Source organism: Turneriella parva DSM 21527, from assembly GCF_000266885.1.
In the GTDB taxonomy this organism is placed as follows: domain Bacteria; phylum Spirochaetota; class Leptospiria; order Turneriellales; family Turneriellaceae; genus Turneriella; species Turneriella parva.
On sequence record NC_018020.1, the window covers coordinates 1,350,938 to 1,374,350 of the forward strand.

Here is a 23,413-nt window from a genome sequence, read left to right on the forward strand (position 1 = left end):
GGCAGCCCCCGGGGTGAGCTCCGCTTAAGCAGAAAGCCTCGTCGTTTGCAGGGCCAAACGACTGCTAAAGCGCTTCGCTGCTTTCTGCTTATGCGGCCCCGGCGGGCTGCCCTGACACGTTCCTTTCAGGAACCTGTCAGGGGCGGCCGATTCATATCCTTATAATAGATATATTTCGTGCTCTGTTTGCCCGAGGCGACGAACCATTGCAGGCAATAGGGCGCCATCCAGATCGCGTCGTCTTTGTGCACGGGGTACCAGCTCTCTGACAGCCGATAGACGCCCTGGCCCTGCAGAACGTAGAGCCCATGTTCCATGTAGTGGTTTTCGACATTCGGCAGCGTGCCTCCCGGAGCGAACTCGAAAATATTCACCCCCATGTCGAAATCCGCACTCATCGGCATCAAGACCTGCAACAGCGCGCCCGGGTCGCCCAGAAAAGGTTCTTTGGTGATTTTGCTCTCGTGCGATATGATTGCCAAAGGGGGATTTACCCCTGCGAGAGGTTCATACATCTTTTCAAAAAACAGCACGCGGCTCTGCTGCTTCGCCTTGACTGTAAATTCGGTAGCCGGTGGCAGAAAAAAGAATGAGCCCTCTTTCAGAGAGGAGTTTTGGCTAGTTGCTAAATCCCCCTCGCCTTCGAGCACATAACCCAGAATCTCGTTATCGCCTAGGTTTCGCTTCACCGAACCACCCGCTTCGAATGTTCCCATGAACATGGTGAAGTTCGCACCCATCTGCGGTGAAATAAAATAGACAACGCTTGCCTTTTCCCAGCCCGGCGGCGAAAGCTGCACATGGCTTTCGGGGGTAATGAGCGCGTGGTCGCTGGTGATGCGGCTGCGCGTGAGTGCTGTATGCAGTGGTGTCATTGGGATACCCCACGCAGCGAGAGCGGGCCGTCAATGAAGGTTAAGCCCGGTGGATTATTGCGACCGTTATCTTGAAAGACCACCCGGATATTCTGCGTCAAAATTCTCGAGAAATATTCGATGTTCAGCGCTGGGAAATTCTTCTGCAAGTATCAGATGCTGTTTAAACAAGGCATATCGTATTTTCTGAAAAGTCTTTGATTCAATCAGAATAAGTTGATTGTTTTCAATTCGCCAGGTACCTTCGAGAGATTTCGTGCCAAAACCGCCGCCGTCACCGCCCGCGAAAATCGTAAACTGAAACTGCCTGTTCGGCTTCAGATTCAATTGGGTAACAGGTTTCTTTGTGTAGTCTACGAATTTTTGATTCTGCCAAACGCCGTACAGCCGGCCTTCGTCAAGACTTTCGACGCTGGCGGCTATTTCAGCAAATCGCCGCACGTACGCTGAAAAAATGAATCCATTTGAGCCGGAATAATGTGTCTCTAGCCACTCGCCACTGATACCGTCGACGGTTTCTGAAATCGGCTTTTTCTGCGGCTGAATTTCGACTGACTGCGCAAATTCAATAAGCTCGAGTTTCTGCGACGATTTCTGCGGTTTTTCTCGCAAGATGAGACCGTCTTTGCTTGTGACGATGGCCATGAATCTGGGTGCTGCCTCAGAGCTGGTAAATTGTCGCTGACTTAGAACCTCATGATCTTTGCATGTAGCCACCACAAACGCAAAAGCAACGAGTATTTTCTGTAGCCTCATAGATATTTCACCATCACCGTGAAGTATAATGCATCACTGAGACAGGTTATTGGCCTGGTATCACTTCGCGGCAAGCCTAATTCTGATCACAGCAGCTCAAAAAGCAAGTGTTGCTGTCGCCGGCCATGGCACTCTTGAAGCCCGCCGCGAATCGCCTTGGACTATATTTTGAAGTGGTCTACGGTCAGAACGTGATTTAAGCCCACGCTTTCAGCCAATGCACGCGAACCCTGGTTGGCGGCTTCAAACTGGTATCTCGGCAGCCTATTCCGAAGACGCAAATAGCGTATGGCTGCATTCACGACTTTTTTGGCATACCCCTTTCGCCGCAGTGCGGGCGGCGTAAAGACGCCGCCGATCTCCCAGACGAGATTGAAATTCTGAAATACGAGGCATTGCGAGACGCAAGCACCACCGACATCGAGGCGCAACCACCGCGCTCCGTTTTGAAAGTGATATTGCAACTCTTCTTGGGTGTAGGCGTTCTGTTCAAAGCCGTCAATTGCCTCTGCAGTCAGTTCGGCACATACCTGAACTCGCGAGACTGATTGTAGCGATTTTTTGGGGATAGCTGATGTGCTATACGATAGAAACGAGTATGTCTGCTCTATTCCCGGCAGTTGGGCTACTTGCGATCTGCTAAAAGAATCGTGCACTTTAAATATGACGTTTTTTTTGGGTGCATTCTCGAATGCGATTTTGAGAAATTGCTCGTTGTTGCCGTCGAGAAAAACGACACTTTCTTGATTCGGATATTTCTGGCTATCCCAACCCGATGCGCTGATGTCAAGCAGGGTCAGACATGACCAACTGTCGCCTTCGCGATAGGTGGTTGTGACACATGCCTGCGGAAAAAGCGTGAGCATTTTCAGTGTCATCAAGTGGGCAAAAACGTCAGACGAGAGGCAGTGAATCGCTGTGGCCCGATCAGTGGATAGCGCATATTTGTTCATGCAGACTCTAGTCAACAGCGATGCGAGTGCCGCAAAACAATGAACTCACCGATTCGCTTTTTACGCTACTGGTGTTCATTGACTGTAGCAACTTGAAATGCACATTTTGAAAAAGCAAAAAGCTTAATCGTAAAATGTTGATTATTGAGCAAGATGCATAAATTCCAGATAGCTGTCCCCAATATTCCAAGGGAAAAGAGAATGCCGATAGGCAAAAAATACCGCTTAGATAGCTGCATTGTTCTTTCTATGCCAAACTTTTTTACCCACAAGCTCGCCTTCGGACTATTCTGCAGATAGGCCTTAAGCTTATCCTCGTTTCGCAAATGGATTAAGTTTCGTATTAAGAAATAGCTGCTCACCAGTATCAGCGCGGTTGGTAGAATTGAATGTTCCATTGGTTGCTCTTTTTCGTAAAATAGCGATTATTCCACTCAACGCTTTGTGAATTTCGGACTCCGTCAAGAGCTATTCTGGGCAGATCGTCGTTGTTAATTGCGTCGAAACCGCTCCCAGGCCTGAGGTTGGCTACGGGTTCTCAGGGCTTTGTGGTGTAACAGCTTTCTGTTTGACACGGCTGCGTTCTTCAAACGGGTTCGTTATACTATGAAAAAATTAATCCTTATCATCACGCTGGTCACGGCCGTCGGGCTTTTCGCGAAACAAAAGGGTGACAAATGCTTTCATGATGCTGAATGTGGTGGCATGCTTGAATGCAAGAGCAATGTTTGCGTCAAGAAAGAGGCATTCGATCATGGCTCCCGGCAAAGCGGAAAGTCCTGCTCGGTAGACAGCCAATGCATCGGTGCCGGCAAATGCCAGAAGAATATTCACGGCCAAGGCGTCTGCACGGGCAACTAGTTCTTTCTAATTCTGGCCTGCTGAGTGCAGGCCAGAAGCATATTTCCATGAGCTAAGGGCACAAGAAAACTGCGCGCGAGGCATACACGAAGCGTTTGAATTTTGTTGCCTGCTGTTCTGCCTGCTATAGCCAGAGCTTTAGGCATCTATTTACTTCATCGGCCGTTTCGTAAATCGCAAAGTGTCCCCCGTGAACGAACGACGTTTCTGGCGCCGCATTCACATTTGGAAAAATTCGGTCTCCTTCGCCGTGAATTCGGTAAATATGCTTAACGGTCGATAAATTCGGCTTCTGCCATTGCTGTAGATATGCTATGGCCCACCGAATAAAAGTAGGGTCAGTGTCTCTAATGATATCGCCTAAAGTTTTTTGGCCATCATTCGTCTGTACTGAGAACATGTGGTTTATGAGAAAATTGGGCTTGTTCAATAATCGGTTGGGCATCATTCGCAGAACGAATTTCGCTAATGAACCTTTGTAGAATCTTGGAATCTCGGCCTGCTCAGTTGCAGACGAAATTACTATGAGTGTTTCTGCCGAAACAGCGCTGGCAATATCTTGCGCAACCAGCGCACCAAACGAAACGCCCAGCAGAACGTTTTTCTTCTTGGTGATTATTTGAGCCTTTATCTCTGATAGAAATAATTCTTTGCTTGTTCCATTTGTCACCCTGGGCCACTTTATATGACGTATGTTGCACCTCGGAAATTTTAGGCGCGCAAAGACTCTTTCGTCGGCACCTAAGCCGCTAAACAGGTAAAGATTATGTTTCACGATTTCTCTTCGCAGAACGGCAGAAAATATAGATTCTACCTGACATTACCTGAGGCCTGTGTCAACATTTCGATCTGTAAAGCCGATTTGCGTCACCCAGTGTTGCGAGGCGACTGCCGGCAAGAATGCGAAAACGCCGGCCCCGCCTTTCGGAGCGCAAAACGTAGCCTTCGTTGTGCGAAGTGCACGATTCACGGAATATTAGCCTCGCCGAAACGATTTATTTTTTTCTGCATCAGTCCCGTATTTTTCATAAGTTCAAGTTTTTCCGGACTGAATCGCGAAGCAATATGGCCTGGCGAATCGCCGAAAAAATCAGATGTATTAATCAGCTCTGGGTATGCGTGCAGGAATACGCCGAAGGTTCGCGTATCTGTAGTTTTCGCCGCAACGTGAAGTATATTCTGACCGAAAGCATTTACGTTGGTCGGGGCAATGTCATGCTCTGTGAGCATTGATCTTATTTCTTGTGGCGATTTTGCGCTCCAAAGCGGGCTTTGAAATGGAATTTTCCCGACTGTGTCATCGCTTGCGCTCATCGACAAGCCAGCAAAGAAAGTGAGGAAAAGAAGCCCGATGACCCACATCAGGGCCTTAGGGCCTTTGGTACGCCGAAATTCTGTAAGCACAATTGTGCCAGCGATAAAGTCATGCAACGCCCGTTTCTTTTCGTTGAATTGCATGCTAATAAATTCGGAAAACAACCAGGCTATTTCCACATAAAACATACTATCAGTCAGAATATTTTTTTGGTCGTACATTGAAGCCCGCATTGCACTCAATGAAACGTCTGGCAGAATGTCGATCTGCCCTTGCTTTATGAGTGCATGAAACTGCATAACCTGTATCATTTGAAATATAAAGTCCACTGAGCTACGCCGAAGTGCTTGATTGAGCTTTATGGCAGAACCGTCGATTGACTTTACCCTTAGGCCAACCAAGATTTTGCCAATAGTGCCGCCGAATTTCCAATTTAGAATTAGGGAATAACTTACGTACAGCACAGAGTAGATGAGTATGCCGATTATAAATTGCGTGCCTGATTTGGCGGGCATGAATCGCAGAATAATCTCTGAAATCGGGACGAGAATCGCTGCATCTAAAAGATGCCGCTAAAATCCTTTCAAATGTGGTGGATAGATTCATTTAGACTAACCTCATGTTGAATTTCACACAACTTGGATTCATTGTTGCAATTTTGACTTGCTGGGTAAACCCAGCAAGTCAAAATATCGTGTGAGCGGTTTGCGGCTGCGCGCGAGAACATACCACCCAGTCTGTGCGTCTGCCGGTGAATGTGCCTGAAATCTTTTGATGAGATCTGGGTCTTTACCATTTGGAAAATGAATACAGATATCCAAATCCAAAAATATCATTCGAACCTGGCGTTAAAGCGGTCTATTTTGAAATCGAGCTCCCTAGGCCTCTTGAATGTAGCGTCTTTAATGGAACCAAAAGAGCAAATTTGCCAAATTCTTTTGTAAAAAGGCCCGAACGGTTCGAGAGACTCATATTGTGTGGCTTCCATTGACGACCCAGCCATAAATGCGATTCTGCGGCATGCACGGCATTCAGAAATCAGCAATAACCGAACTAGAAGAACGGTTGGTTGACTATATCAAAACAAGCGATACAGATCAGTTAGATAAAGTACTACATGACGATCTGCTATTCATAGCACCGAATGGTACTGTGGTCACGAAGGCAATGGACATGGCCTCACATAAAGCAGGTGATATGATCGTGCACTCGTTGGTCTTAAAGATTGAGCAAATAAGTACAATTGGTGATACGGCGATTTCTATAACGGTCTATGAAACTAACGGAGTCATGCTGGGCCAATCGATACAAGGCAAATTCAGGTATATTCGAGTATGGCAAGAGTTTCCTGATGGTTTCAAGGTAATTGGTGGCAGCTGCTGCAAAATCTGAAACAAAGCCGCTCGTGTGAGGGCGAGGCCATATTCACACCCCGTTGAGTAGATAATTAAAGGTTAGCGCTTGCGGTCTCAGCCCGGTAGCATATGCTGCCGCATGAAAAGAATATTTTTTGCACTGTGCGCAACTGCGGCTTTGGCGGCCATAAACCCCGAAGGCCGCAAAATTACGAAAGACCAGTACAAACTTCTGAAGAAAAAGGGCGAAATGTATATACTCGAAACAAATTCAGCAAAAACATATATTGGCGCTCTGGTAAAACACCGTGGTGAAGGCATTAAAGTAGTGCACGTACTCGGAACAAATATCATTCCCCTTTCAGATAAAAAGAAAACCACACCTTGCACCAAAGAGCTGTGCGTAAAGTAGCAGTTATCAATTCACGATAAATGTAACCGTTTTGGAGACAGTCATGCCCCACGGCGCGCGATCTTCGCCGTGGTTAGGCGGGCCACGCGTCTTCGGTGAAGCTACGGCATCGTAGGGAGCGCAGCAGGTACATTTCGTTTTCTGCAGTGGCGTGCTCAATTCGATCTACGCGCTCTTTTGACCGATTCGGCCAAATAGACTTTTATCAATGATTGGTAGGGCACGTCGTTACGGTTTGCCAATACTTTAATATCTTCAATCAAACTTTCTGGTAATCTGATTGAAATAAGTTTTGTACTTGGTTTCAAGTTGGGAAATTTGACTCTCTTACCCTTAGACAGGTCAAAGTAATCGGTCAAATCATGTTTCGACCAAAACTCTGATTCTTCAGTTTCGGACTTGAACTTAGGAACCTTTTTTAATGTCTTCATAGTATTTTACCTCGCTTTTTGTCATTGGTCGGGCTGATAGTGGTCTGATCTTGCGGCCCCGCATTGTGAAGATGATAGTCAAGTGACGATATTCATTTGTAACACCGAGGGAATAATATCGGTCTTCTTTGATCGAATGCTCTGGGTCATCATACACGATGAAGGGTTCATTGAAGAAAGCCTGCTCACACTCAGCCGTGGTAACACGGTGCCGTTTCAGCAGCTTATGTACATTGTCGAAATTCCAGTCGAAGCCCCCAATTTCCGTGAAATCCGGAACAGTCACGTATATACTGTATATATACAACAAAGCGCCTTGTCAATCTTTTCTGTGTAAAATCTCTCGTCTCTCCCTTGCAGACAACGTTGGTTTCGCAAGACGTAAGGCGATGAAAAATTATAGACCGCCCCGTGGAGAGCGGAACAACTGCTAATGCGCTTAATTTCTTGTCTGTTTTGTGCCACGTCCGCTTTTTCAATAAATCCCAAGGTAGTTCCAATCATGGAAGAAGCCAATCAATTCTTCGAGATCGGAGAGTTCGATCAAGCGTTGGCGAAATACGAACAAGTACTTAAGCTTGAGCCCAAACATTCTGACGCACTCTACAACGGAGGGATGGCATCTCACCTTGGCGGCAAACCAGCCAGGGCCGCGGAGCTTTGGGAAATACTCAAATTAGAGCGACCAACGGATTTTCAACTTCATGCGAAGCTGGTACAGGCTTACGCGGCCGTTGGAGACGCTGCAAAAACTGATAGCGCCCGCAACGAAATTTTCGCGCTCTACGGAAAATTGGGTGCGAAAGAACGTGCAGGGCGGGAATCATACTGTCGCGAACAGTTTGTGCGAAAAGGCTTCCGTGTGCTCGCTTTAGAATTTTTCGAGCTTACAGGCGAACGAGCCGTACGCTATGCGTTCGTTGTATTAACGGCAGACGGCAAAGAAGATTATCGCATCTCATTAGGGTCATATGATGCAACGACCAAAATATCTCGGGAATTGGGCGAAATAGGACCGAAAGAAAGAGTCTTTCATCTTGATGGATATTATAAAGGTGGAAGAGAGCACCGCACCTTTGAGATGTATCTTGGCGAACCAAAATATGAAGAGATTAAGCGTACCGTAATAGAAATTCTCGATGGCAAAAAGAAAGCCTCGTCCAGTACCAAATCAAAATAAAATTAGCTTACGAAAAAGCGTCGCCAAGAATGGCGACGGATAACCAGGGTGCAACTTCTTCAGACCATATGGATTTTACGCTGTGACGTTGCTGCTTGGCTAGCGGTAGCCATGAAGGGCTACCGCGTCGCTATCGTTTACGGTATCCAGAAGCTTCTTAGATAGGTGCTGAGCTCTAAGAACTCTTGTTGCTCTGACTGAATTGAGTACATTTCGGTCTTTCCCATGGTTTTTAGTATCATAAAACCTGGCTTTAAGTCGGAGACGGATATCTTTTTTGCTTTCTTTACTGCATTTAGAAGCAGTGATTCAATCCGAGAACAATCCTTCTTGCTGACGGCTCGAACATCATCCGGAGAACTCTGGTAATTAACCTCATTATTTTCACTTTTCCTTGGAAATACAAAATGGATGGCGCAGAATTTCTGAGGGTTTCCAGAAATATAGTATCGGACGCCTTTCGCATCGATCATTTCATATCGGCCACTGAGCTCTTGCTGAGGATAATTCTGAATAGGCGCCAAGAACGACCAAATCAGAATCATACGAAAGCCCGTGGTAAATGGCAATGTCTGCATTTTCTTTGCACGAGGCTGCATGATCTTTTGCAGAAAGTGGCCTTTGCTATTTTGCATATTCTGGTAATGCGTCTGAAGCGCCTGCCTGCGACGAGGCGAAGCCGAGCCTCCGTCCTAGGTGAAGTCCGGGTTTTGCGCCGCAAAACCCGGAGCACCGCAGCGCGACCAAGGATTCGCGAAGCGAATTCGCAGGTCTCCGCCTTCGGAGCGCAGCAGGTAAATTTTGTTAGGCGCCGTAACCACTGTGAAAAGGATTTATAACTGTGGTCTTACCGTACTTTTGTCCGTGATTTAAGTCTTCAGTAAGCACATAGGCGCAGTGGGATTGTTGGGCAGAGGCCAATACTAAAGAATCCCAAAAGGATAAAACGTAACGTTTCTGTATCTGGAAGGCTTCATCTATGATCTTGGTATCTGTGGGAACAACATTCCAAACATAATAGTCTTTTACGATTTTCTGAGCCTCGTCAATTTTAACTTTATTTCTGATTAAAGTGACGTAAAACTCTTGTAAGACTTGGGTGCTTATACTCGGAAGTGACGCCTTTTGCCAGAGGAGTTCTAATAAGGCGCCAGCCTGTGCATATTTCTCTGCATTAGCGATGTTAACACCATAAAATAGAATATTTGTATCAATGAACACCTCTGCATTTACGATGTCTCGTAATCGATCATTCATACGCGCTTTCTCTGGAGAAGTTGCCTTTACCTAGGTTAACTCCTTTTTTGATTATCTTCAGGGCATGCGACCTGGCTTTGTTTACTTCTGAAGCATTGTATGCGCTTTTCTCGATTAATTCAGTTACCCATCTGGAAAGAGATTTGCCTTGCTCAACGGCAATATGCTTCCCTTTCTTTAGAGTATTCTCGTCTATCCGCAGCGTAATATTCTTGAGCATGAAGAATTAGTGCCCAGACCTTCGGTCACGTCAACAAATAAACACAATAACACAGGATGCAGCTTTCAAATCGTTTATGCTCTGTTCGCTCGTCTTTCAGTTTGGAATTTTAGAACCAAAATTTTTTAGTTATGGCGCCTAACGTGGAATTTACCTGACGTTTGGTGACGCTTGTGTCATTATTTTAATCTGTAAAGCCAATTTGCGTCGCCAAATGTGCCCGCAGCGCCTCGCGGCCAAGCACAAAACAAGCGTCCCGCTTGTGCTTGGTCCGCGATCTTATGGCGCGTAGGGCCGCGACCTGTTTTCGGGTCTCTGCCTCCAGAGCACGTGCGACCGTTCTCAAGGTCTCCGTCTTCGGTGAAGCTACGGCACCGCAGCGAGCGCAGCAGGTAAATCTTGTTGTGTGAAGTAGCATGCTTAGAAGGAAATCGTTTTAGAAATTCCGTAGAAGAGGCTCATGCCTAAATTGTCGATTGGAGTGCCTATCGAAATTTGCGAGGCGAACTTAGTGTGAAGACGATCTGTTTCGTAGAATAACACAAGAAATAGATTCAAGTAAACGCTTTCGGTCAGTCGATATTTTGGCGCTATTCGCAGATTTATTCTAGATAGATCTGGCTCCCGGGCTTCATAGCCAGTTCTAGTTGATTTGTTAAATGAGTAATTTGTTAACTGGAAATCCAAAGAGGTAGATAGATACAACCTTTCACCAAGTTGAATGATGTACCCAAAGCCCAGGTAAGGCCTGAAAGTGGTTCTATAGTAAAAGGGCCATTCGGACAAAAACTCCTGGGTTGCTATGTTGTAAGTGCGACTCGCCGTACCAATTATACCGAATTCAGGTCCAAAATAGGCATACAGGTTATCTATCAAGAAGTAGCTTAATTGCGGGGCGAAATCAATGGAATATCTTTTGTAGAAAGTGTATGCGTTGTCGTACTTGTTAGGCGAACCTTCATATTCGTACGCATAAGTTTCTGTCCAGAATTTGAAACCAATTGAGCCGCCGATTTCAAACGTATGACGCTTAAAGGGAGATGAAATGGCTTTTTCCGACGGTTGCAGTGATGTTACGGTTAGGACAAAAATAATTAAATTTTGAAACAAATACTTTTTCATAGAACAATCTCCCGCATGCTATTTCACACAACTGCTATTACACGCAACAAACTAAACCGCTTTACCCATTCAGAAAAGCGGCTGTTAACACGAAGTCACACACCCCCGCGCATGACAGCGCAGGCCGCCCAGTAGCCAGCCAACGCTACTTTGCGCTGGCGTCGAGGGCGTTGGGTTTGACGTCGCCGATCTTGAGCTTAATGCTGAGGCCAGAGGTGAGCAGGCGATCGGCGAGGTCAAACGATGACCCCTCGAACTCCACCTCGAGTTTGGCCGCCTTGCCGGCAGAGCCTTTTGGGTTCACGGCTTTGACGCCACGCACCTTTTCGGTGAGTTCGCCGCGCAGCACCATGAGCTTTTCATAGTCGAGCCCGGTAATCAGCAGCGTGATCGTGTTGCCGCGGTTGATGTCCCACAGTTTGACGATGTCGGTGACGAGCTTTTCTCTGAGCGGTGTGACGGCTTTTTTGACGGCGTTCACCGCACCGCTTTCGGCGTTGATATGCGGGTACGCGCCATGCTCTTGACCGGCGGTCAGAATTTTGCCGGTGTTGATGTCAATCACGCGCAGGTTGAGGTCGGCCTGCACCGAGATCAGCTGCGACCCGGCGATTTTGCCCGCCTCTTTCACGCGGCTTGAACCCACGAGAATAATTTCTGCGCCGGCATCGACACCGATCGACTTCGCGGCAGAGTTATCGCCGCTGAGCGCCGAAGCGATTTTGCGGCGATTCTTCGCGACGATTTTTTCAACTGTGCTTTTGTCGACGAACGGAAACCCCTGCGCGATAAACTGCGCTTCGAGTTCGGTCTGCGCAATTTTGTTTGGGTCGCTCTTGCCGTTGAACGACTCGTCGACGAGCACCATCATGCGTGGTTTGCCCTGCGACGCAACGACCTCGGCGATCGTCTCGTTGATCATCGCTTCGCTCACCTTCGCTTTGATCTTCACATGGTATTCGACATCAGAAACCGCAGACGCCGAAAGAATTTCAAACGTCTCGATCATGCCCTCAGATTTGCTCGTCACCTTCTGGCTCACGAGCTGAAAGTTCTTCACATCGGTGCGCGCCGACACCAGGCTGCCAAGCACCTCTTGCACCGCAAGGCGCTTGGCGTCTTTCAGCGCCTCATCTTTTGCAAGACCAAGGTTGCCATTTTGAATCGCGGCGATGCCCGTGACGGTGATCCAGCCCCCCTGGGCTGGGCCTTCGGGCTTGTCACCCGTCGACTTGCAGCTGATGGCAAGTGTCGCCATAATGAGGATCAAGTAAGTTCTGGTTCTGTTAACGAATGCGTTCATGCGCGCAAGCTGCATAACAGTTTGCGTATGTAAAATCATTTCTCTAACCTTAGTTTGCTTCGCAAACTCAGGTTAGAGAAACGGTAATTCGCGTTCGATCAGCTGCACGAATTTCTCGCCCCGGCGAATTTCTGACACTGCCGCAGCGCCGCCCCAGAGGGCATTGCTGACATTCCACGCGTCGAGCGCGCGGCGGCGCTCTTCAAGCCCGCCGGCGGCGCGAATTTCACCCGTCAGCGACACCTGGCCTGCGACGGCGCGGCCTTTTTGCAGCGGCTTTTCGAGGTAGCTCGACGCCATTGCGCACAAGAGCGCGAGGTCGCCCGCGGGTTCGCTGAGCTGCGTGCCGCCATTCACGCGCACGAAAATGTCGCATTGCGAGAGTTTCAGCGAGCAGAACTTTTCCAGAATCGCCGCGATCAGGTGAATGCGCGAGAGCTCGATATTCTCACCAATGCGGCGGCCATTGGCAAAGCCCGTCGGGGTGACGAGCACCTGAATCTCGAGCGGCATCACGCGCGTGCCTTCAAGCTGCGGAAATAAACAGCTGCCGATGCCGCCGATTTCTTGCACGGGCAGCAGCGAATCGGCATTCTCGATTTCGCGAAAGCCCGTTGCGGTCATTTCGAAAATCGCGACGTCGCCCGTGGCACCGAAGCGGTTTTTTACGGCGCGTAAGAACCGGTAACGGCTCGTCGGGTTCTGTTCAAAATAGATAACCGTGTCGACGGCATGCTCTAGCAGTTTCGGCCCGGCAATCTGGCCATCTTTGGTGATATGGCCGGCAATCAGAAACGCCACCTGATTTGATTTCGCGAATTCAACGATGCGTTGTGTAACTTCGCGAATCTGCGCAGGCGAGCCGGCAAAGCCGGTGCGCTGGTCGGTATATGTCGTCTGAATCGAATCGATCAGCACGAGCTTCGATTTTTTCGCGTGAACGTATTCAAAGATCTGCGCGAGGCTGTTACCCTGCACGATGTCGAGATTGTCTTTGAGACCAAGCCTCGCCGCGCGCGCGTGAACCTGGGCGAGGCTCTCTTCGCCGGTGACATAAACGCCCGCGGCGCTGCGAAGCACCTCGAGCAACAGCGTCGACTTGCCAATGCCGGGTTCGCCGCCGATCAGAATCACAGCGCCCGCCATGACGCCGCCGCCCAAGATCTGGTCGAATTGCCTGAGGCCGGTCTTCACGAGCGGCTCTGCGGTTGTTGTTGAGGTAATGAGCTTCGCGCCCTCTGCAGGCCCCGCAGAAGACCCTGCTGGGCTCTCAGCAAAGCGGTTCTCGCTCAGGCTGTTCCAGGCCTTGCACGAAGGGCACTGCCCGTACCATTTGGCAAACGAATCACCGCACTCGGTGCAGAGGTAAGAGACTTTATCTTTTTTGGGTTTTTGCATTTGTTGAAACAGCCGAGGCTACCTTTTTTTCAGGTCATGCTTCGACTGGCTCAGCATGACAATAAAATATTGGGAATGCTATTGTATTCAAGCCACGATTCAATCTGCAAGAAGACCAAGAGCCCGGCTAAAGAACCAAGCACCCTTGTCATGCTGAGCCTGTCGAAGCATGACAAGAAAGGCGAACGCAGCCTGTTTGCTGCGCACCAAACGAAGATTACTTTACGTAGTTCAGCGCAGCTGTTTTTTCTGCGACGTCCCACACCATGGTGGCGACCATCAGAATCACAAACGGAATCGAAAGCGCAGCGAAAAAGACGATGAGCTTCTCTTCCCATTTGAGGTGCATGAAATACAGAGCCACAAGGCCGGCTTTGATCGATGCGATGAACATTGCGATGGAGATGTTCACCGCTACCGAGCCGAAGTCGAGCTTCGCGATTTTGACGGTGACGTATGTCAGAATAATCAGGCCCACGAAAGTGAGCGTGAGCTCTTTCATGTGCGAGTGCGGTGCGTGTCCGGTTTCTGAGTGTGCCATGTTATCTCTCCTTATGCGACCAGATAGAGCAGCGGAAACAGGTAGATCCAGATAAGGTCGACAAGGTGCCAGTAAAGGCCCGAAACCTCAACAGGAGTGTACCAGCCGGGGTGAAACTCACCTTTGATGCCCTTGTACATTACCCAACCGAGCAGTGAAAGCCCGATAACAATGTGCAGGCCGTGAATGCCTGTCATGATGAAGTAAAGAAAGAAGAACATGCTGGCAAACGCTGGCTTTGATTTGTCAGTGCTGCCGATGTTGGCGAGGTTGAAAGGCACAACCTTGCACTTCTCAACCATCACGTCTTCACCGTGGTGTTTGTCGAACGTGTCTTCGCACTTGTTGTCGGCCTTGAGCGCCTGGTAGAGTTCAGGTGCAATCGCCGCTTTCGCGAGTTCAACTTCGTGCACCTTGTGGCCATATTCAAACTTCTTGTTAATCAAGAAGCCGATACCGCAAGCGATCGTGATGCCGAACAGAATCAGCATCAGGCGGTTGTTGCCGCGCTTGACTGCTTCGATGCCCCAGGCAACGGTAAATGAGCTGAAGAGCAGAATGACTGTGTTCGCGGCGCCGAAGGCGACGCTCAGTTCTTTCGCCGAAGCATGAAACGCTTCGCCGTCACGGTAATAGGCAATCGCATACGCTGTGAAGAGAATCGCAAAGAGCAGAATCTCTGTGGCAAGAAAGAGCCACATGCCGAAACGCGACATCGAATAGACGAGCGGCGCTGGGTTGCCCCAGAGGCTGCCGTCGCGTACGGTGCGGCCTTCGTAGGTTGTGTAACCTGCCTGATTCGAGCCCATTAGTGCGCCCCTTTCTTAGCCGAGTACTTTGTCGGCTCGCCGTCGCGGCCATATTCATATGGCCACTCGGTAATCGTTGGTATTTCGTGAAAGTTGTGTTCTGGCATCGGTGAAGGTATTTTCCACTCGAGCGTGTTGGCGTTCCACGGGTTATCTCCGCAGGGTTTGCCTTTGAAGCTTGAGATCACAATGTTCAGAATTGCGGTGAAGTATCCAATGCCGAGCGCATATGCGCCGATGGTCGAGAGCATGTGGTATGTCTGGAACATCGGCTCGTAGTCGTAATAACGGCGTGGCATGCCCTGTGTGCCCATGAGAAACTGGGGAATAAATGTGAGGTTAAAACCGATGAACACAAAGAGAAAGCTGTAAACACCGAACTTCTCATTATACATGCGGCCCGATATCTTCGGCATCCAGTAATAGAGTGCGGCCATGAGCGAAATCACGGTACCACCCTGAATCGTGTAGTGAAAGTGCGCGATCACGAAATAGGTATCGTGATAGCTGACATCCACCGCAGGTGCTGCAAGCGGCAGACCTGTCAGGCCGCCGATCGCGAACAGAAACACGAATGCCAGAGCGTACAGCATCGGGGTTTTGAGGTCGATCTGCCCACCGTAGAGCGTGGTGATCCAGTTGAAGACCTTGATCGCCGTGGGTATCGCGACGAGGTACGTCAGAAACGAGAAGAAGATAGCAACCGATGACGAGAGCGTGCTCACAAAAAGGTGGTGCGCCCAGACGATGAAGCTCACACCCGCGATCGCGAGTGAAGAGTAGGCAATCGCCTTGTAGCCGAAGATCGGCTTGCGTGAGAACACGGGCAGAATTTCTGAAACCACACCCATCGCTGGCAGAATCATGATATAAACTACCGGGTGCGAATAGAACCAGAAGAAGTGCTGAAAGAGCACCGGGTCGCCGCCCAAAGCCGGGTCGAAGAAACCGATGCCAAAGAAGCGTTCGGCAATCAGAAGAAAGAGCGTGATACCGATAACGGGAGTTGCCAGCACCTGAATGAGCGAAGTTGAATAGATCGCCCAGCAGAAGAGCGGCATACGCGTCCAGGTCATGCCCGGTGCGCGCATCTTGTGGATTGTCACCACAAAGTTAAGACCCGTCAGAATCGACGAGAAACCGAGCGTGAATGCGCCGAGCGTCATGGTGATGACACTGGTACCTGACTTCGCGCTGTAAGGTGTGTAAAATGTCCAGCCGGTGTCTGCGGGGCCACCGAACCAGTTGAACGGGTCAATGAGGCCCACGAGAATCGTGGCGATACCGAAGAGGTATACCTGATAGCTGAAGCGGTTCAGAATCGGAAAAGCCACATCGCGCGCGCCGATCATAATCGGCATAAAGATGTTACCGAACGAAGCGACGATGCCGGGCACGATGAACACGAAGATCATCATCGAGCCGTGCAGCGTGAAGAGTACGTTGTAGGTCTTTTCGTCGACGAACGTCTTACCGGGAAACATCAGTTCGGTTCTCAGCAGCAGCGCGAATACGCCGCCGATGAGAAATGCGCCGAGGCCGGTGTAAAGGTACAGAAGGCCGATGCGTTTGTGGTCTACGCTCGAGAGCCATGACATGATACCTTTCTTGCTGAGAAAGTTCTCATGGTGATCGCCGTGTGCGTGATCTGCAGAGTGTGCTATAGATGACATCGTTCTCCCCTTTTTATTTCAATGACTTGATGAAAGCAACGAGGTATTTCACATCGCCCTCTTCAACACCCATGTTGGGCATTGGTGCATAACCCTTAACGACTTTCGCCGCAGGCTTCAGCATCGACTCTTTCAGGTAGGCGTCGTCGACCTTGATTTTACCGGTAGTGAGAATCTCTTCTTTGCCGTAGAGACCTTTGAACGACGGCGCGGCGCCGCCCGCTGCGCCTGAAACGTTATGGCAGGCAAGGCAACCTTTCGCGCCGTAGAGTTCTTTACCCTTGGCAATAAGCGCTGTCTCGTCGACCGGCCCGCCCGATGCGTCCTGGTCGAGTTCTTTCTGCAGCAGCGCGAGCTTTTCAGCCTTCCACTTATCGAAGTCGGCAGGCTCCATAACCTGAATCATGCCGAGCATGCCCGAGTGTTTGTCGCCGCAATATTCGTTACAGGTAATGACAAATTCGCCAACAGTTGTGGGTTCAAACCACAGGCGCGAGGTCAGGCCTGGCACAACGTCTTGTTTTACGTAGAATGCGGGGATAGTGAAGCTGTGGATAACATCGGTCGAAGTCATCTGCATCACGTACTTGCGGCCTTTCGCAACAACAAAGCGAACCTGGTCTTTTTGCAGTTCATCTTGTAGTTTATTCGATTTGATGCTGTCTTCGGTGGGGTTAACGTTCTTGCTGGTGAGCTTGATGCACTTTTCAGCGTTTGTTTTCGCGTTTTTTACGCAGTATGGGTATTTAATATCCCACAGCCACTGGCGGCCGGTAAGCTGAATGATTTCGCCGTCTTTCGGCATGTTGCGCAGTTTCACGAATGACGCGACGCCGTAGTAGAAGATGACGCCGAGAATCAGGGTCGGCAGCACAGTCCAGATGATTTCGGCTGTGGTATGGTGGGTGAGGTAAAGCGTTTGTTTGTTGGCTTCACCCTTGCGACGGCGGTATTTGATCACAAAGTAGATCAACACACCCTCGACGAGAATGAAAGCGACGAGGCTGATACCATTGATCAGGTCGGCGGCAAACTTGACTTCAGAGGCAACGGTCGATGCCGTGGGTGCATGGGTAATAAAACCCAGTGCTGCATGGATAAAACTCGTCATTACTTTCCCCTAATTCGTTGCTACGCTTTCGCGCGCTTGAGTCTTTCGCGGTACCAAAGCACCCCAAGCAGAAGAACCACCAGAATTAAGGTGGCAATACCGCCCAGGCGCATGACGCGCCAAGCCACCAAACTGTATTTGCGCTTCACCGGGTCAAAACTATAACAGGTCAACATTAACCTGTCGCCGATTGTTTTTGAAACCTTGCCGTCTGCCGCTTCGAGCAGCGCCAGGCGGTAATCGGTCTGAGCATATTCGACTCCATAGAGATAACGCGAAACCTTGAGGTCGGGTGTGGTAACGATCAGCGCCGCGGGGTGAACATATTCAACGTCTTTTTTGCGCGGGTTCGTCGACGTCTCTTTCAGGTAGCGAAAACCGATCGCTTTCGAAATCGCCGCGATATTCTCGATGCTGCCGGTAAAGAACCGCCAGTGGGATATATAACCGTCAAGGTTCTGGTCGGTCACCTGCGTTAATTTTCTGAGGTAGTTTTTCTGTTTCACCTGCGCCAGCTGGTGCTTTTCATCAGGGTGAAAGCTATACGCGACGACCAGGTAGTCCTTTCCCAGCGCATAGCGGTTCTCTTTTTCAATCGCCTGCAAAAGCCCATTCAGAGTAAGTGTACACAGGTGGGGGCAATTATAGTAAACTGGCGCTATAATAACAGGGCGTTTGCCGTCGGCAAGTTGACCCAACGTGACATTTTTACCATTTTCATCGACCAGCACAAGTTTTGACAGATCGCCGCCAATCTGCTCTTCGATCGTCACCTCGGCCGGAGGGGGTGTTTTGGCGATGGTATCATCGGCCGGCGGCAACGCCGTCCTTGGCGCCGCCGGCTCAGAGACGTCGTGTCTCCCCACCTGCGGCAACGCCGTCCTTGGCGCCGCCGGCTCAGAGACGTCGTGTCTCCCCACCTGCGGCAACGCCGTCCTTGGCGCCGCCGGCTCAGAGACGTCGTGTCTCCCCACCTGCGGCAACGCCGTCCTTGGCGCCGCCGGCTCAGAGACGTCGTGTCTCCCCACCTGCGGCAACGCCGTCCTTGGCGCCGCCGGCTCAGAGACGTCGTGTCTCCCCACCTGCGGCAACGCCGTCCTTGGCGCCGCCGGCTCGGAGACATCGTGTCTCCCGACCGCTGGCAGATCTGCAGAAAGCTGCGTGGCCGTCGAAATTAAGGCGACCGATAACAGAACTTGAGAAATCCTCATATGCACCAAGGCATGCCTGCGAAGCCGGTCAGGGTGAAACGAGTTTTTCAAATTTGCGATCTACTGCATGATCTTGAAAAATTCGAGCAGCCGCTTTTCCATAAAAGACGCCGACATGCGCAGGTTGAGCAGCATCGCACAGTGGCCGCCGGTCTCTGGCATTTCGAGTGTGAAGTTTTTACTCTTGCCGGCAAACCGCTGCGGGTAGCACTCGCGACTCAAGAACGGGTCATCAATGGGGTTGAGCAGCAACGCCGGCACCCGAATTGCATTCAATACCGGCAGCGAGCTACACTGCTGGTAATAAACCTTTTCATCGGGAAACCCGTTCCACGGGGCGGTGTAGTGGGCGTCGAGTTGGCCAAGCGTGCGAATACGTTTCGCGAATTTTTTGGTATCGATGCGGTAGCCGCGCCTGGTCGTTTTGGTATTGAACTTTGCATGAAAGTCGCGCAGAAAGCGTTTCAGGTAAAGGCGATTTTCTTTTGCTTCAATTTGCGCCTGCGAGCTGACGAGATCAACCGGCGCGCAGACTGCCGCGACCGACTGAATTTCTTTCGCGATAGTTTTACCTTCACGCGCAGCGTAGAGCAGCGTGAGGTTACCGCCAAGGCTAAAACCGGCGAGCCAGATCTTTTTGAAACCTTTCGCGAGTGCATGCCGCACGACCGCTGCGAGATCTTCGGTTCGGCCGCTGTGATAAAAATGCAGTGCCCGGTTCGGTTCGCCCGAACAGCCCCGCATATTCCATGCAACTGCCGAGGTGCCGGCAGCGTTTGCTGCGCATACTGTGTGCAAAATATATTTGCTGTGGCTCGAACCTTCCATGCCGTGGGTTAAAATCACGAGCTGATTATTTTTTGTACCCGGTTTTTTGCCGAATTCTTTTTGGTTGGCAAGCGACCAGTCAAGATCGACAAAATCACCATCGGCGAGTTCAAGCCGTTCGCGATAATACTGCACGCGAGGCCTTTTTCTCAGCAGCGCGCAGGCAACTGCAGTGACCCCCGAAAACCGGACAGCTTAACCTGCTGCCATTAGGTTCCTGTATTCAACCGGCGAACGCATCTTCAAGCCTTTATGGGGCGCATGATGGTTGTAGTCATGCATCCAGTCTGAAATCTGCGGCATTACTTTCCACGCGGATTCAAGGCGATTTATGTAAACGTAATCGCGCTTGAATGTTTTCACAAATGCTTCGGCCATACCGTTGCTTTCAGGGCTATAGGCAGGCGTCGTGCAGACTTGAAAGCCGATGGAAGATGCAAAATGAACCGTTTCACGGCTCGTGAATTGTGGGCCATTATCACTGAGCAGTTGAATGGTGTGTGGGCATTCAGCCTTGCCAAAGCGCTCTTCGACTGCACCGAGCAGCATGTCGCGAATGTTCAGACCGTCGATGCCGACGGTGCTGCTAAAGTGATTGATGACTTGCCGATCGTGGCAATCCAGAACAAACGCCACCCAGACGTGAGTGCCATCCCAGGTAAGCACGCCAAATATATCCATGCACCAGCGCACGTCACTTTTCGCCGTGATGATTCTGCCATCATGCACAAGGGTGCGACGGCTTGCAACTTTTTGCAGCAGCAACTGGTGCACCTTCATCAATCGGTAGACGCGCTTCTTATTCACGCGTGAAAAGCCTTGTTTTTCAAGGGTTTTGTTGAGCATTGCTGTCACGCGTCTATACCCGTAAGTCGGTCTTTCATCACAGATGCGTCGGATTTCCGGCAGTACTCGTTCATCTACCGTCTGGTCGGTTTTATTTCCGCGTCGTGAGGATTTCAAGCTTTCATAGAGGTTGGATCGAGATACGCGCAATACATCCGCTACCTGATTCACTCGAAACCCTCGATGCCGCGCAATGGCTTGTGCGAGATCAGTTTTTTTTCGCGTCCAATACGCACGGCTTCCTTGAGGATTTCAACTTCTTCCGTCTTACGACCCAAAATGCTCTCCAGCCGACGGATGCGCTCTTGGAGCTGCCTGACCTGCGATACGGGCAATACTTCCTCTTCGCTGCCAACAGCCGTCAGAGCGCCAGCCTCTTTCAGCTTTTTCCATTTGAAAATCTGCGTCGCTGCGATTCCATGTTTTCGGGCCACATACGACATGCTCATACCGGGCTGTTCGGCCTCTACCAGAATCTCCAGTTTCTCCGCGACCGACCATCTGCGCCGCCGCTGGACGGTTGTGACTAACTCTACCTTAGCCTTAGTACTATCATTATTCATATCACTACTCCTATGTCTTAGGAGCAGGATAAGGTGTCCGGTGATTTAGGGGGTCGCTACAGCAACCGTGTGAAAGTGAGGATTTCTAAAGAATCGCGGGCTTTGGTATGAAGACGTGATTACGGGCATCTGCTAGCAGTTTTCACACTGTTGTTTATATAATATAATATATATCTTAAATTATACAATAACAATAACCGTGTGGATATGTGGAAAACGCCTAAAACCCTTGTAAATATTATGTCTCCTCATATTTATCGATGAACTTTTTTGACATCTTACCCTGCAAGGCTCAACATGCTTGCTTAGCAGGCTCAAGAAATGTGCACGACTGTGGAATATTGCGGCCAGATTGTGAATAACCACGAATACGTGGGTTTTTGATTTATCTGCAACTTTCTGACCCATTGCGCAAAAGTGCTTTTCAGCCACTCGGCTGCTCCATGCGCTGATTTTATGAAGAAATTTCTTACGGTTCTCGCTTTGGTTCTGAGTGTTTCAACCAGCACCCTTTGCGGCGGGGCCAATGAAACCATAGCAACATTTGATGGCGGCAACGTCACCACGAAAGATGTTGAAAAAAACAACGAGCAAGAATTCTACGAAATTCGCCAGAAAGAGTTTCAGATTCGCCAGCAGGCCGCATTTGAAACCGCGCGCGAAAAAATCTTCGAAGCCGAAGCTAAAAAGCGCAATCTACCGGTAGACAAGTTTGTCGAAACCGAACTGGCTAAGCGGCGCGGCAACGTGACCGACGAAATGATACGCCAGTTCTACGAAAATAATAAACAGCGTATCAATCAGCCTTTCGCAATCGTGCGCGACCGCATTCGCCAGCAGCTGATTAATAACTCTGAAAAAGGCGCCCGCGACGGATTAACCTCTGAACTGTTTAAAGCATACAATTTCAAGTTTAACCTGCAAGAACCGAAACCACCGACACTGACAATCGTTAACGACGGCAAACCGTTCTGGGGTAAAGCTGATGCAAAGGTTGTCATTACTGAATTTTCAGACTTTGAATGTCCCTATTGCCGCCAGATGCAGGGTGACGTGCAGCGCCTTAAAGCCGAATATTCCGGTAAAATCAAATGGGTGTTCCGCAACTTTCCGCTCGACTTTCACCCACAGGCAATGCCGTCTCATATCGCCGCGCAGTGTGCAGGCAAACAGGCGAAATATTTTGAGTTTCAGACGAAGGTTTTTTCGATACCTTACAACGGCCGAGAACTCGATATGTCGCCGGCACAGCTCGACCGCATAGCGCAGAGCATCGGCCTCAATATGCAGGCCTACACACAATGTAAGGCCGACAAAGACGGCAAAGAGCGTGAGGCAATTGAAGCCGATATGCGTTATGCGCAAAAGATAGGTGTCAGGGGAACTCCCACTATCTACATCAACGGCGTTCTCTATCAGCAAGAACGTTCGTACGAAGCGATGAAGCAGGCAATCGACAAGCTGCTTGATTCGTGATAGGCAAGTCATGGTTCGACAAGCACTGCAAGCAGAGACTGCGTCTCACCATGACGATCGGCAGACCGCAAGGGCAATATTATTGTCACCCTGAGCCAGTCGAAGGGTGACCTGCACACAAAAATATGCGAGTCACTGTCTTAGGCAGCGGCACCTCGACTGGTGTGCCGATAGTCGGCTGCCAGTGTAAGGTCTGCACTTCAGCGGACGAAAAGAACCAGCGGCACAGGGCAGCAATTCTGCTCGAAGAAGATGGGCGCGTGCTGATCGATACCGGCCCCGACCTGCGTTACCAGATGCTGAAACAGCAGGTGCGTTCGCTCGATGCTGTTCTCTTTACCCACTTTCATTACGACCACCTCGATGGTCTGCCCGATCTTCGGCCGTTTACGTTTGATAACAAGGCAGAGTTGGTCTGTTATGCAAACCCGCAGACGCATGAAATTATTCTCAGCCGCTACCCGTATATTCGCGAGCGGGCAGTCTACAGCAACGTGCCGCACCTGAGCCTGAAGATATTTCCCGGCAATGAAGAAGACGGTTACGAAGAGCTCAAAATCGCCGGTATGAAAATTCAGCCGATTCGGCTGGTTCACATACCCAAGGCGGGGGTGTTGAGCACCGGTTTCGTGGTGAACCGTAAATTCGGCTATTTGACCGATTTTAAAGAGATCAATGCGCAAGACGAAAAATTTCTCGAAGGTCTTGAAGTCTTATACCTCGGTTCACCGATCGATAAACCCCACATGTCGCATATCAACCATGCAGAGGGGCTCGAGCTGATAGAAAAGTACAAGCCTGCACGGGGTTATATCGGTCACCTTTCGCACCAATACCTGCATACTGAACTACTCGAAAAATGGCAGGGTGTCGCCGAGCCGGCTTTTGACGGGCAGCAGTTTGTATTTCATTAAGCA

Annotated in this window: 24 protein-coding genes and 2 pseudogenes; 5 read left to right on the forward strand and 21 right to left on the reverse strand. The window is 49.9% G+C overall.

Annotated elements, in window-relative coordinates; genetic code table 11:
* Positions 1 to 125: 125 nt before the first annotated feature.
* The 6 genes and pseudogenes from allE to TURPA_RS06520 form a co-directional block, all read right to left on the reverse strand.
* On the reverse strand, positions 126 to 875 hold the full coding sequence (gene allE, locus TURPA_RS06490) for a (S)-ureidoglycine aminohydrolase (RefSeq protein ID WP_014802495.1): 750 nt from the start codon (positions 873 to 875) through the stop codon (positions 126 to 128).
* A 66-nt stretch (positions 876 to 941) separates the two neighbouring features.
* Entirely contained in the window at positions 942 to 1,520 is a 579-nt protein-coding gene (locus tag TURPA_RS06495) for a hypothetical protein (protein ID WP_041948359.1), read from the reverse strand.
* Positions 1,521 to 1,792: 272 nt separating this feature from the next.
* A complete protein-coding gene (locus TURPA_RS06500) occupies positions 1,793 to 2,584 on the reverse strand; it encodes a GNAT family N-acetyltransferase (protein WP_014802497.1) in 792 nt (263 codons plus the stop codon).
* Positions 2,585 to 3,199: 615 nt separating this feature from the next.
* Entirely contained in the window at positions 3,200 to 3,418 is a 219-nt protein-coding gene (locus tag TURPA_RS23365) for a hypothetical protein (RefSeq protein WP_157210423.1), read from the reverse strand.
* 151 nt (positions 3,419 to 3,569) lie between these two features.
* On the reverse strand, positions 3,570 to 4,115 hold the full coding sequence (locus TURPA_RS06515; protein WP_041948361.1) for an alpha/beta hydrolase: 546 nt from the start codon (positions 4,113 to 4,115) through the stop codon (positions 3,570 to 3,572).
* Between the two features lie 296 nt (positions 4,116 to 4,411).
* Positions 4,412 to 5,314, reverse strand: a pseudogene (locus tag TURPA_RS06520) (RDD family protein); the annotation flags it as partial.
* 466 nt (positions 5,315 to 5,780) lie between these two features.
* Between TURPA_RS06520 and TURPA_RS06530 the strand changes: the two are divergent.
* Complete coding sequence (locus TURPA_RS06530; protein ID WP_014802502.1) at positions 5,781 to 6,152, forward strand: nuclear transport factor 2 family protein; 372 nt, start codon at positions 5,781 to 5,783, stop codon at positions 6,150 to 6,152.
* A 102-nt stretch (positions 6,153 to 6,254) separates the two neighbouring features.
* Positions 6,255 to 6,527, forward strand: a complete 273-nt coding sequence (locus TURPA_RS06535; protein WP_014802503.1) for a lipoprotein — start codon at positions 6,255 to 6,257, stop codon at positions 6,525 to 6,527.
* A gap of 155 nt (positions 6,528 to 6,682) precedes the next feature.
* On the opposite strand, the gene TURPA_RS06540 is transcribed toward TURPA_RS06535, so the two are convergent.
* Positions 6,683 to 6,958 (reverse strand): BrnA antitoxin family protein, encoded by a 276-nt coding sequence (locus TURPA_RS06540; protein WP_014802504.1) that lies wholly within the window; start codon positions 6,956 to 6,958, stop codon positions 6,683 to 6,685.
* Positions 6,933 to 7,244, reverse strand: a complete 312-nt coding sequence (locus tag TURPA_RS06545; protein ID WP_041948363.1) for a BrnT family toxin — start codon at positions 7,242 to 7,244, stop codon at positions 6,933 to 6,935. Before TURPA_RS06545 ends, TURPA_RS06540 begins: the two co-directional genes overlap by 26 nt.
* 216 nt (positions 7,245 to 7,460) lie before the next feature.
* Between TURPA_RS06545 and TURPA_RS06550 the strand changes: the two genes are divergently transcribed.
* On the forward strand, positions 7,461 to 8,138 hold the full coding sequence (locus tag TURPA_RS06550) for a tetratricopeptide repeat protein (protein WP_041948364.1): 678 nt from the start codon (positions 7,461 to 7,463) through the stop codon (positions 8,136 to 8,138).
* A 137-nt stretch (positions 8,139 to 8,275) separates the two neighbouring features.
* Here TURPA_RS06550 and TURPA_RS06555 read toward each other — a convergent pair whose 3' ends face one another.
* The 13 genes and pseudogenes from TURPA_RS06555 to TURPA_RS06625 form a co-directional block, all read right to left on the reverse strand.
* Positions 8,276 to 8,773 (reverse strand): hypothetical protein, encoded by a 498-nt coding sequence (locus TURPA_RS06555; RefSeq protein ID WP_014802507.1) that lies wholly within the window; start codon positions 8,771 to 8,773, stop codon positions 8,276 to 8,278.
* A 169-nt stretch (positions 8,774 to 8,942) separates the two neighbouring features.
* Positions 8,943 to 9,395 carry a PIN domain-containing protein gene (locus TURPA_RS06560; protein ID WP_014802508.1) on the reverse strand — a complete coding sequence of 151 codons (453 nt, stop codon included), beginning with the start codon at positions 9,393 to 9,395 and terminating at the stop codon, positions 8,943 to 8,945.
* Positions 9,388 to 9,615 carry a DUF6364 family protein gene (locus tag TURPA_RS06565; RefSeq protein ID WP_014802509.1) on the reverse strand — a complete coding sequence of 76 codons (228 nt, stop codon included), beginning with the start codon at positions 9,613 to 9,615 and terminating at the stop codon, positions 9,388 to 9,390. The genes TURPA_RS06560 and TURPA_RS06565 overlap by 8 nt, the downstream gene beginning before the upstream one ends.
* A 420-nt stretch (positions 9,616 to 10,035) precedes the next feature.
* Entirely contained in the window at positions 10,036 to 10,737 is a 702-nt protein-coding gene (locus TURPA_RS06575; RefSeq protein ID WP_014802510.1) for a hypothetical protein, read from the reverse strand.
* Positions 10,738 to 10,882: 145 nt separating this feature from the next.
* Positions 10,883 to 12,040, reverse strand: a complete 1,158-nt coding sequence (locus TURPA_RS06580; RefSeq protein ID WP_157210424.1) for a hypothetical protein — start codon at positions 12,038 to 12,040, stop codon at positions 10,883 to 10,885.
* 72 nt (positions 12,041 to 12,112) lie between these two features.
* Positions 12,113 to 13,438 (reverse strand): DNA repair protein RadA, encoded by a 1,326-nt coding sequence (gene radA / locus TURPA_RS06585; RefSeq protein WP_014802512.1) that lies wholly within the window; start codon positions 13,436 to 13,438, stop codon positions 12,113 to 12,115.
* A 217-nt stretch (positions 13,439 to 13,655) separates the two neighbouring features.
* Positions 13,656 to 13,979, reverse strand: coding sequence for a cytochrome C oxidase subunit IV family protein (locus TURPA_RS06590; protein ID WP_014802513.1), 324 nt, complete (start codon positions 13,977 to 13,979; stop codon positions 13,656 to 13,658).
* Positions 13,980 to 13,990: 11 nt separating this feature from the next.
* A complete protein-coding gene (locus TURPA_RS23750) occupies positions 13,991 to 14,788 on the reverse strand; it encodes a cytochrome c oxidase subunit 3 family protein (RefSeq protein WP_014802514.1) in 798 nt (265 codons plus the stop codon).
* Positions 14,788 to 16,461 (reverse strand): cytochrome c oxidase subunit I, encoded by a 1,674-nt coding sequence (gene ctaD, locus TURPA_RS06600; protein ID WP_014802515.1) that lies wholly within the window; start codon positions 16,459 to 16,461, stop codon positions 14,788 to 14,790. The genes TURPA_RS23750 and ctaD overlap by 1 nt, the downstream gene beginning before the upstream one ends.
* A 13-nt stretch (positions 16,462 to 16,474) precedes the next feature.
* Positions 16,475 to 17,572 (reverse strand): cytochrome c oxidase subunit II, encoded by a 1,098-nt coding sequence (gene coxB, locus TURPA_RS06605; RefSeq protein ID WP_014802516.1) that lies wholly within the window; start codon positions 17,570 to 17,572, stop codon positions 16,475 to 16,477.
* 20 nt (positions 17,573 to 17,592) lie between these two features.
* The gene (locus TURPA_RS23755; protein WP_169314407.1) at positions 17,593 to 18,834 is read right to left on the reverse strand and encodes an SCO family protein; all 1,242 of its coding nucleotides are present in this window, start codon (positions 18,832 to 18,834) and stop codon (positions 17,593 to 17,595) included.
* Positions 18,835 to 18,843: 9 nt separating this feature from the next.
* Positions 18,844 to 19,746, reverse strand: coding sequence for a YheT family hydrolase (locus TURPA_RS06620; RefSeq protein ID WP_014802518.1), 903 nt, complete (start codon positions 19,744 to 19,746; stop codon positions 18,844 to 18,846).
* Between the two features lie 49 nt (positions 19,747 to 19,795).
* Positions 19,796 to 21,020, reverse strand: a pseudogene (locus TURPA_RS06625) (IS3 family transposase); the annotation flags it as partial.
* Between the two features lie 456 nt (positions 21,021 to 21,476).
* On the opposite strand from TURPA_RS06625, the gene TURPA_RS06635 reads away from it, so the two are divergent.
* Positions 21,477 to 22,496, forward strand: a complete 1,020-nt coding sequence (locus tag TURPA_RS06635) for a DsbA family protein (RefSeq protein ID WP_014802520.1) — start codon at positions 21,477 to 21,479, stop codon at positions 22,494 to 22,496.
* Positions 22,497 to 22,621: 125 nt separating this feature from the next.
* Positions 22,622 to 23,410: an MBL fold metallo-hydrolase gene (locus TURPA_RS06640; RefSeq protein ID WP_014802521.1), complete on the forward strand. Its 789-nt coding sequence runs from the start codon at positions 22,622 to 22,624 to the stop codon at positions 23,408 to 23,410.
* Positions 23,411 to 23,413: the final 3 nt, after the last annotated feature.

Bases quoted from the DNA above. Each gene is read 5' to 3' on its own strand.
- TURPA_RS06540 (WP_014802504.1), bottom strand. From the start codon at position 6,958: ATGAAGACATTAAAAAAGGTTCCTAAGTTCAAGTCCGAAACTGAAGAA.
- radA (WP_014802512.1), bottom strand. From the start codon at position 13,438: ATGCAAAAACCCAAAAAAGATAAAGTCTCTTACCTCTGCACCGAGTGC.
- TURPA_RS23750 (WP_014802514.1), bottom strand. From the start codon at position 14,788: ATGGGCTCGAATCAGGCAGGTTACACAACCTACGAAGGCCGCACCGTA.
- TURPA_RS06635 (WP_014802520.1), top strand. From the start codon at position 21,477: ATGAAGAAATTTCTTACGGTTCTCGCTTTGGTTCTGAGTGTTTCAACC.
- allE (WP_014802495.1), bottom strand. From the start codon at position 875: ATGACACCACTGCATACAGCACTCACGCGCAGCCGCATCACCAGCGAC.
- TURPA_RS06550 (WP_041948364.1), top strand. From the start codon at position 7,461: ATGGAAGAAGCCAATCAATTCTTCGAGATCGGAGAGTTCGATCAAGCG.
- TURPA_RS06495 (WP_041948359.1), bottom strand. From the start codon at position 1,520: ATGGCCATCGTCACAAGCAAAGACGGTCTCATCTTGCGAGAAAAACCG.
- TURPA_RS06575 (WP_014802510.1), bottom strand. From the start codon at position 10,737: ATGAAAAAGTATTTGTTTCAAAATTTAATTATTTTTGTCCTAACCGTA.
- TURPA_RS06580 (WP_157210424.1), bottom strand. From the start codon at position 12,040: ATGAACGCATTCGTTAACAGAACCAGAACTTACTTGATCCTCATTATG.
- coxB (WP_014802516.1), bottom strand. From the start codon at position 17,572: ATGACGAGTTTTATCCATGCAGCACTGGGTTTTATTACCCATGCACCC.
- TURPA_RS06640 (WP_014802521.1), top strand. From the start codon at position 22,622: ATGCGAGTCACTGTCTTAGGCAGCGGCACCTCGACTGGTGTGCCGATA.
- ctaD (WP_014802515.1), bottom strand. From the start codon at position 16,461: ATGTCATCTATAGCACACTCTGCAGATCACGCACACGGCGATCACCAT.
- TURPA_RS06555 (WP_014802507.1), bottom strand. From the start codon at position 8,773: ATGCAAAATAGCAAAGGCCACTTTCTGCAAAAGATCATGCAGCCTCGT.
- TURPA_RS06500 (WP_014802497.1), bottom strand. From the start codon at position 2,584: ATGAACAAATATGCGCTATCCACTGATCGGGCCACAGCGATTCACTGC.
- TURPA_RS06530 (WP_014802502.1), top strand. From the start codon at position 5,781: ATGCACGGCATTCAGAAATCAGCAATAACCGAACTAGAAGAACGGTTG.
- TURPA_RS06535 (WP_014802503.1), top strand. From the start codon at position 6,255: ATGAAAAGAATATTTTTTGCACTGTGCGCAACTGCGGCTTTGGCGGCC.
- TURPA_RS06590 (WP_014802513.1), bottom strand. From the start codon at position 13,979: ATGGCACACTCAGAAACCGGACACGCACCGCACTCGCACATGAAAGAG.
- TURPA_RS06565 (WP_014802509.1), bottom strand. From the start codon at position 9,615: ATGCTCAAGAATATTACGCTGCGGATAGACGAGAATACTCTAAAGAAA.
- TURPA_RS06560 (WP_014802508.1), bottom strand. From the start codon at position 9,395: ATGAATGATCGATTACGAGACATCGTAAATGCAGAGGTGTTCATTGAT.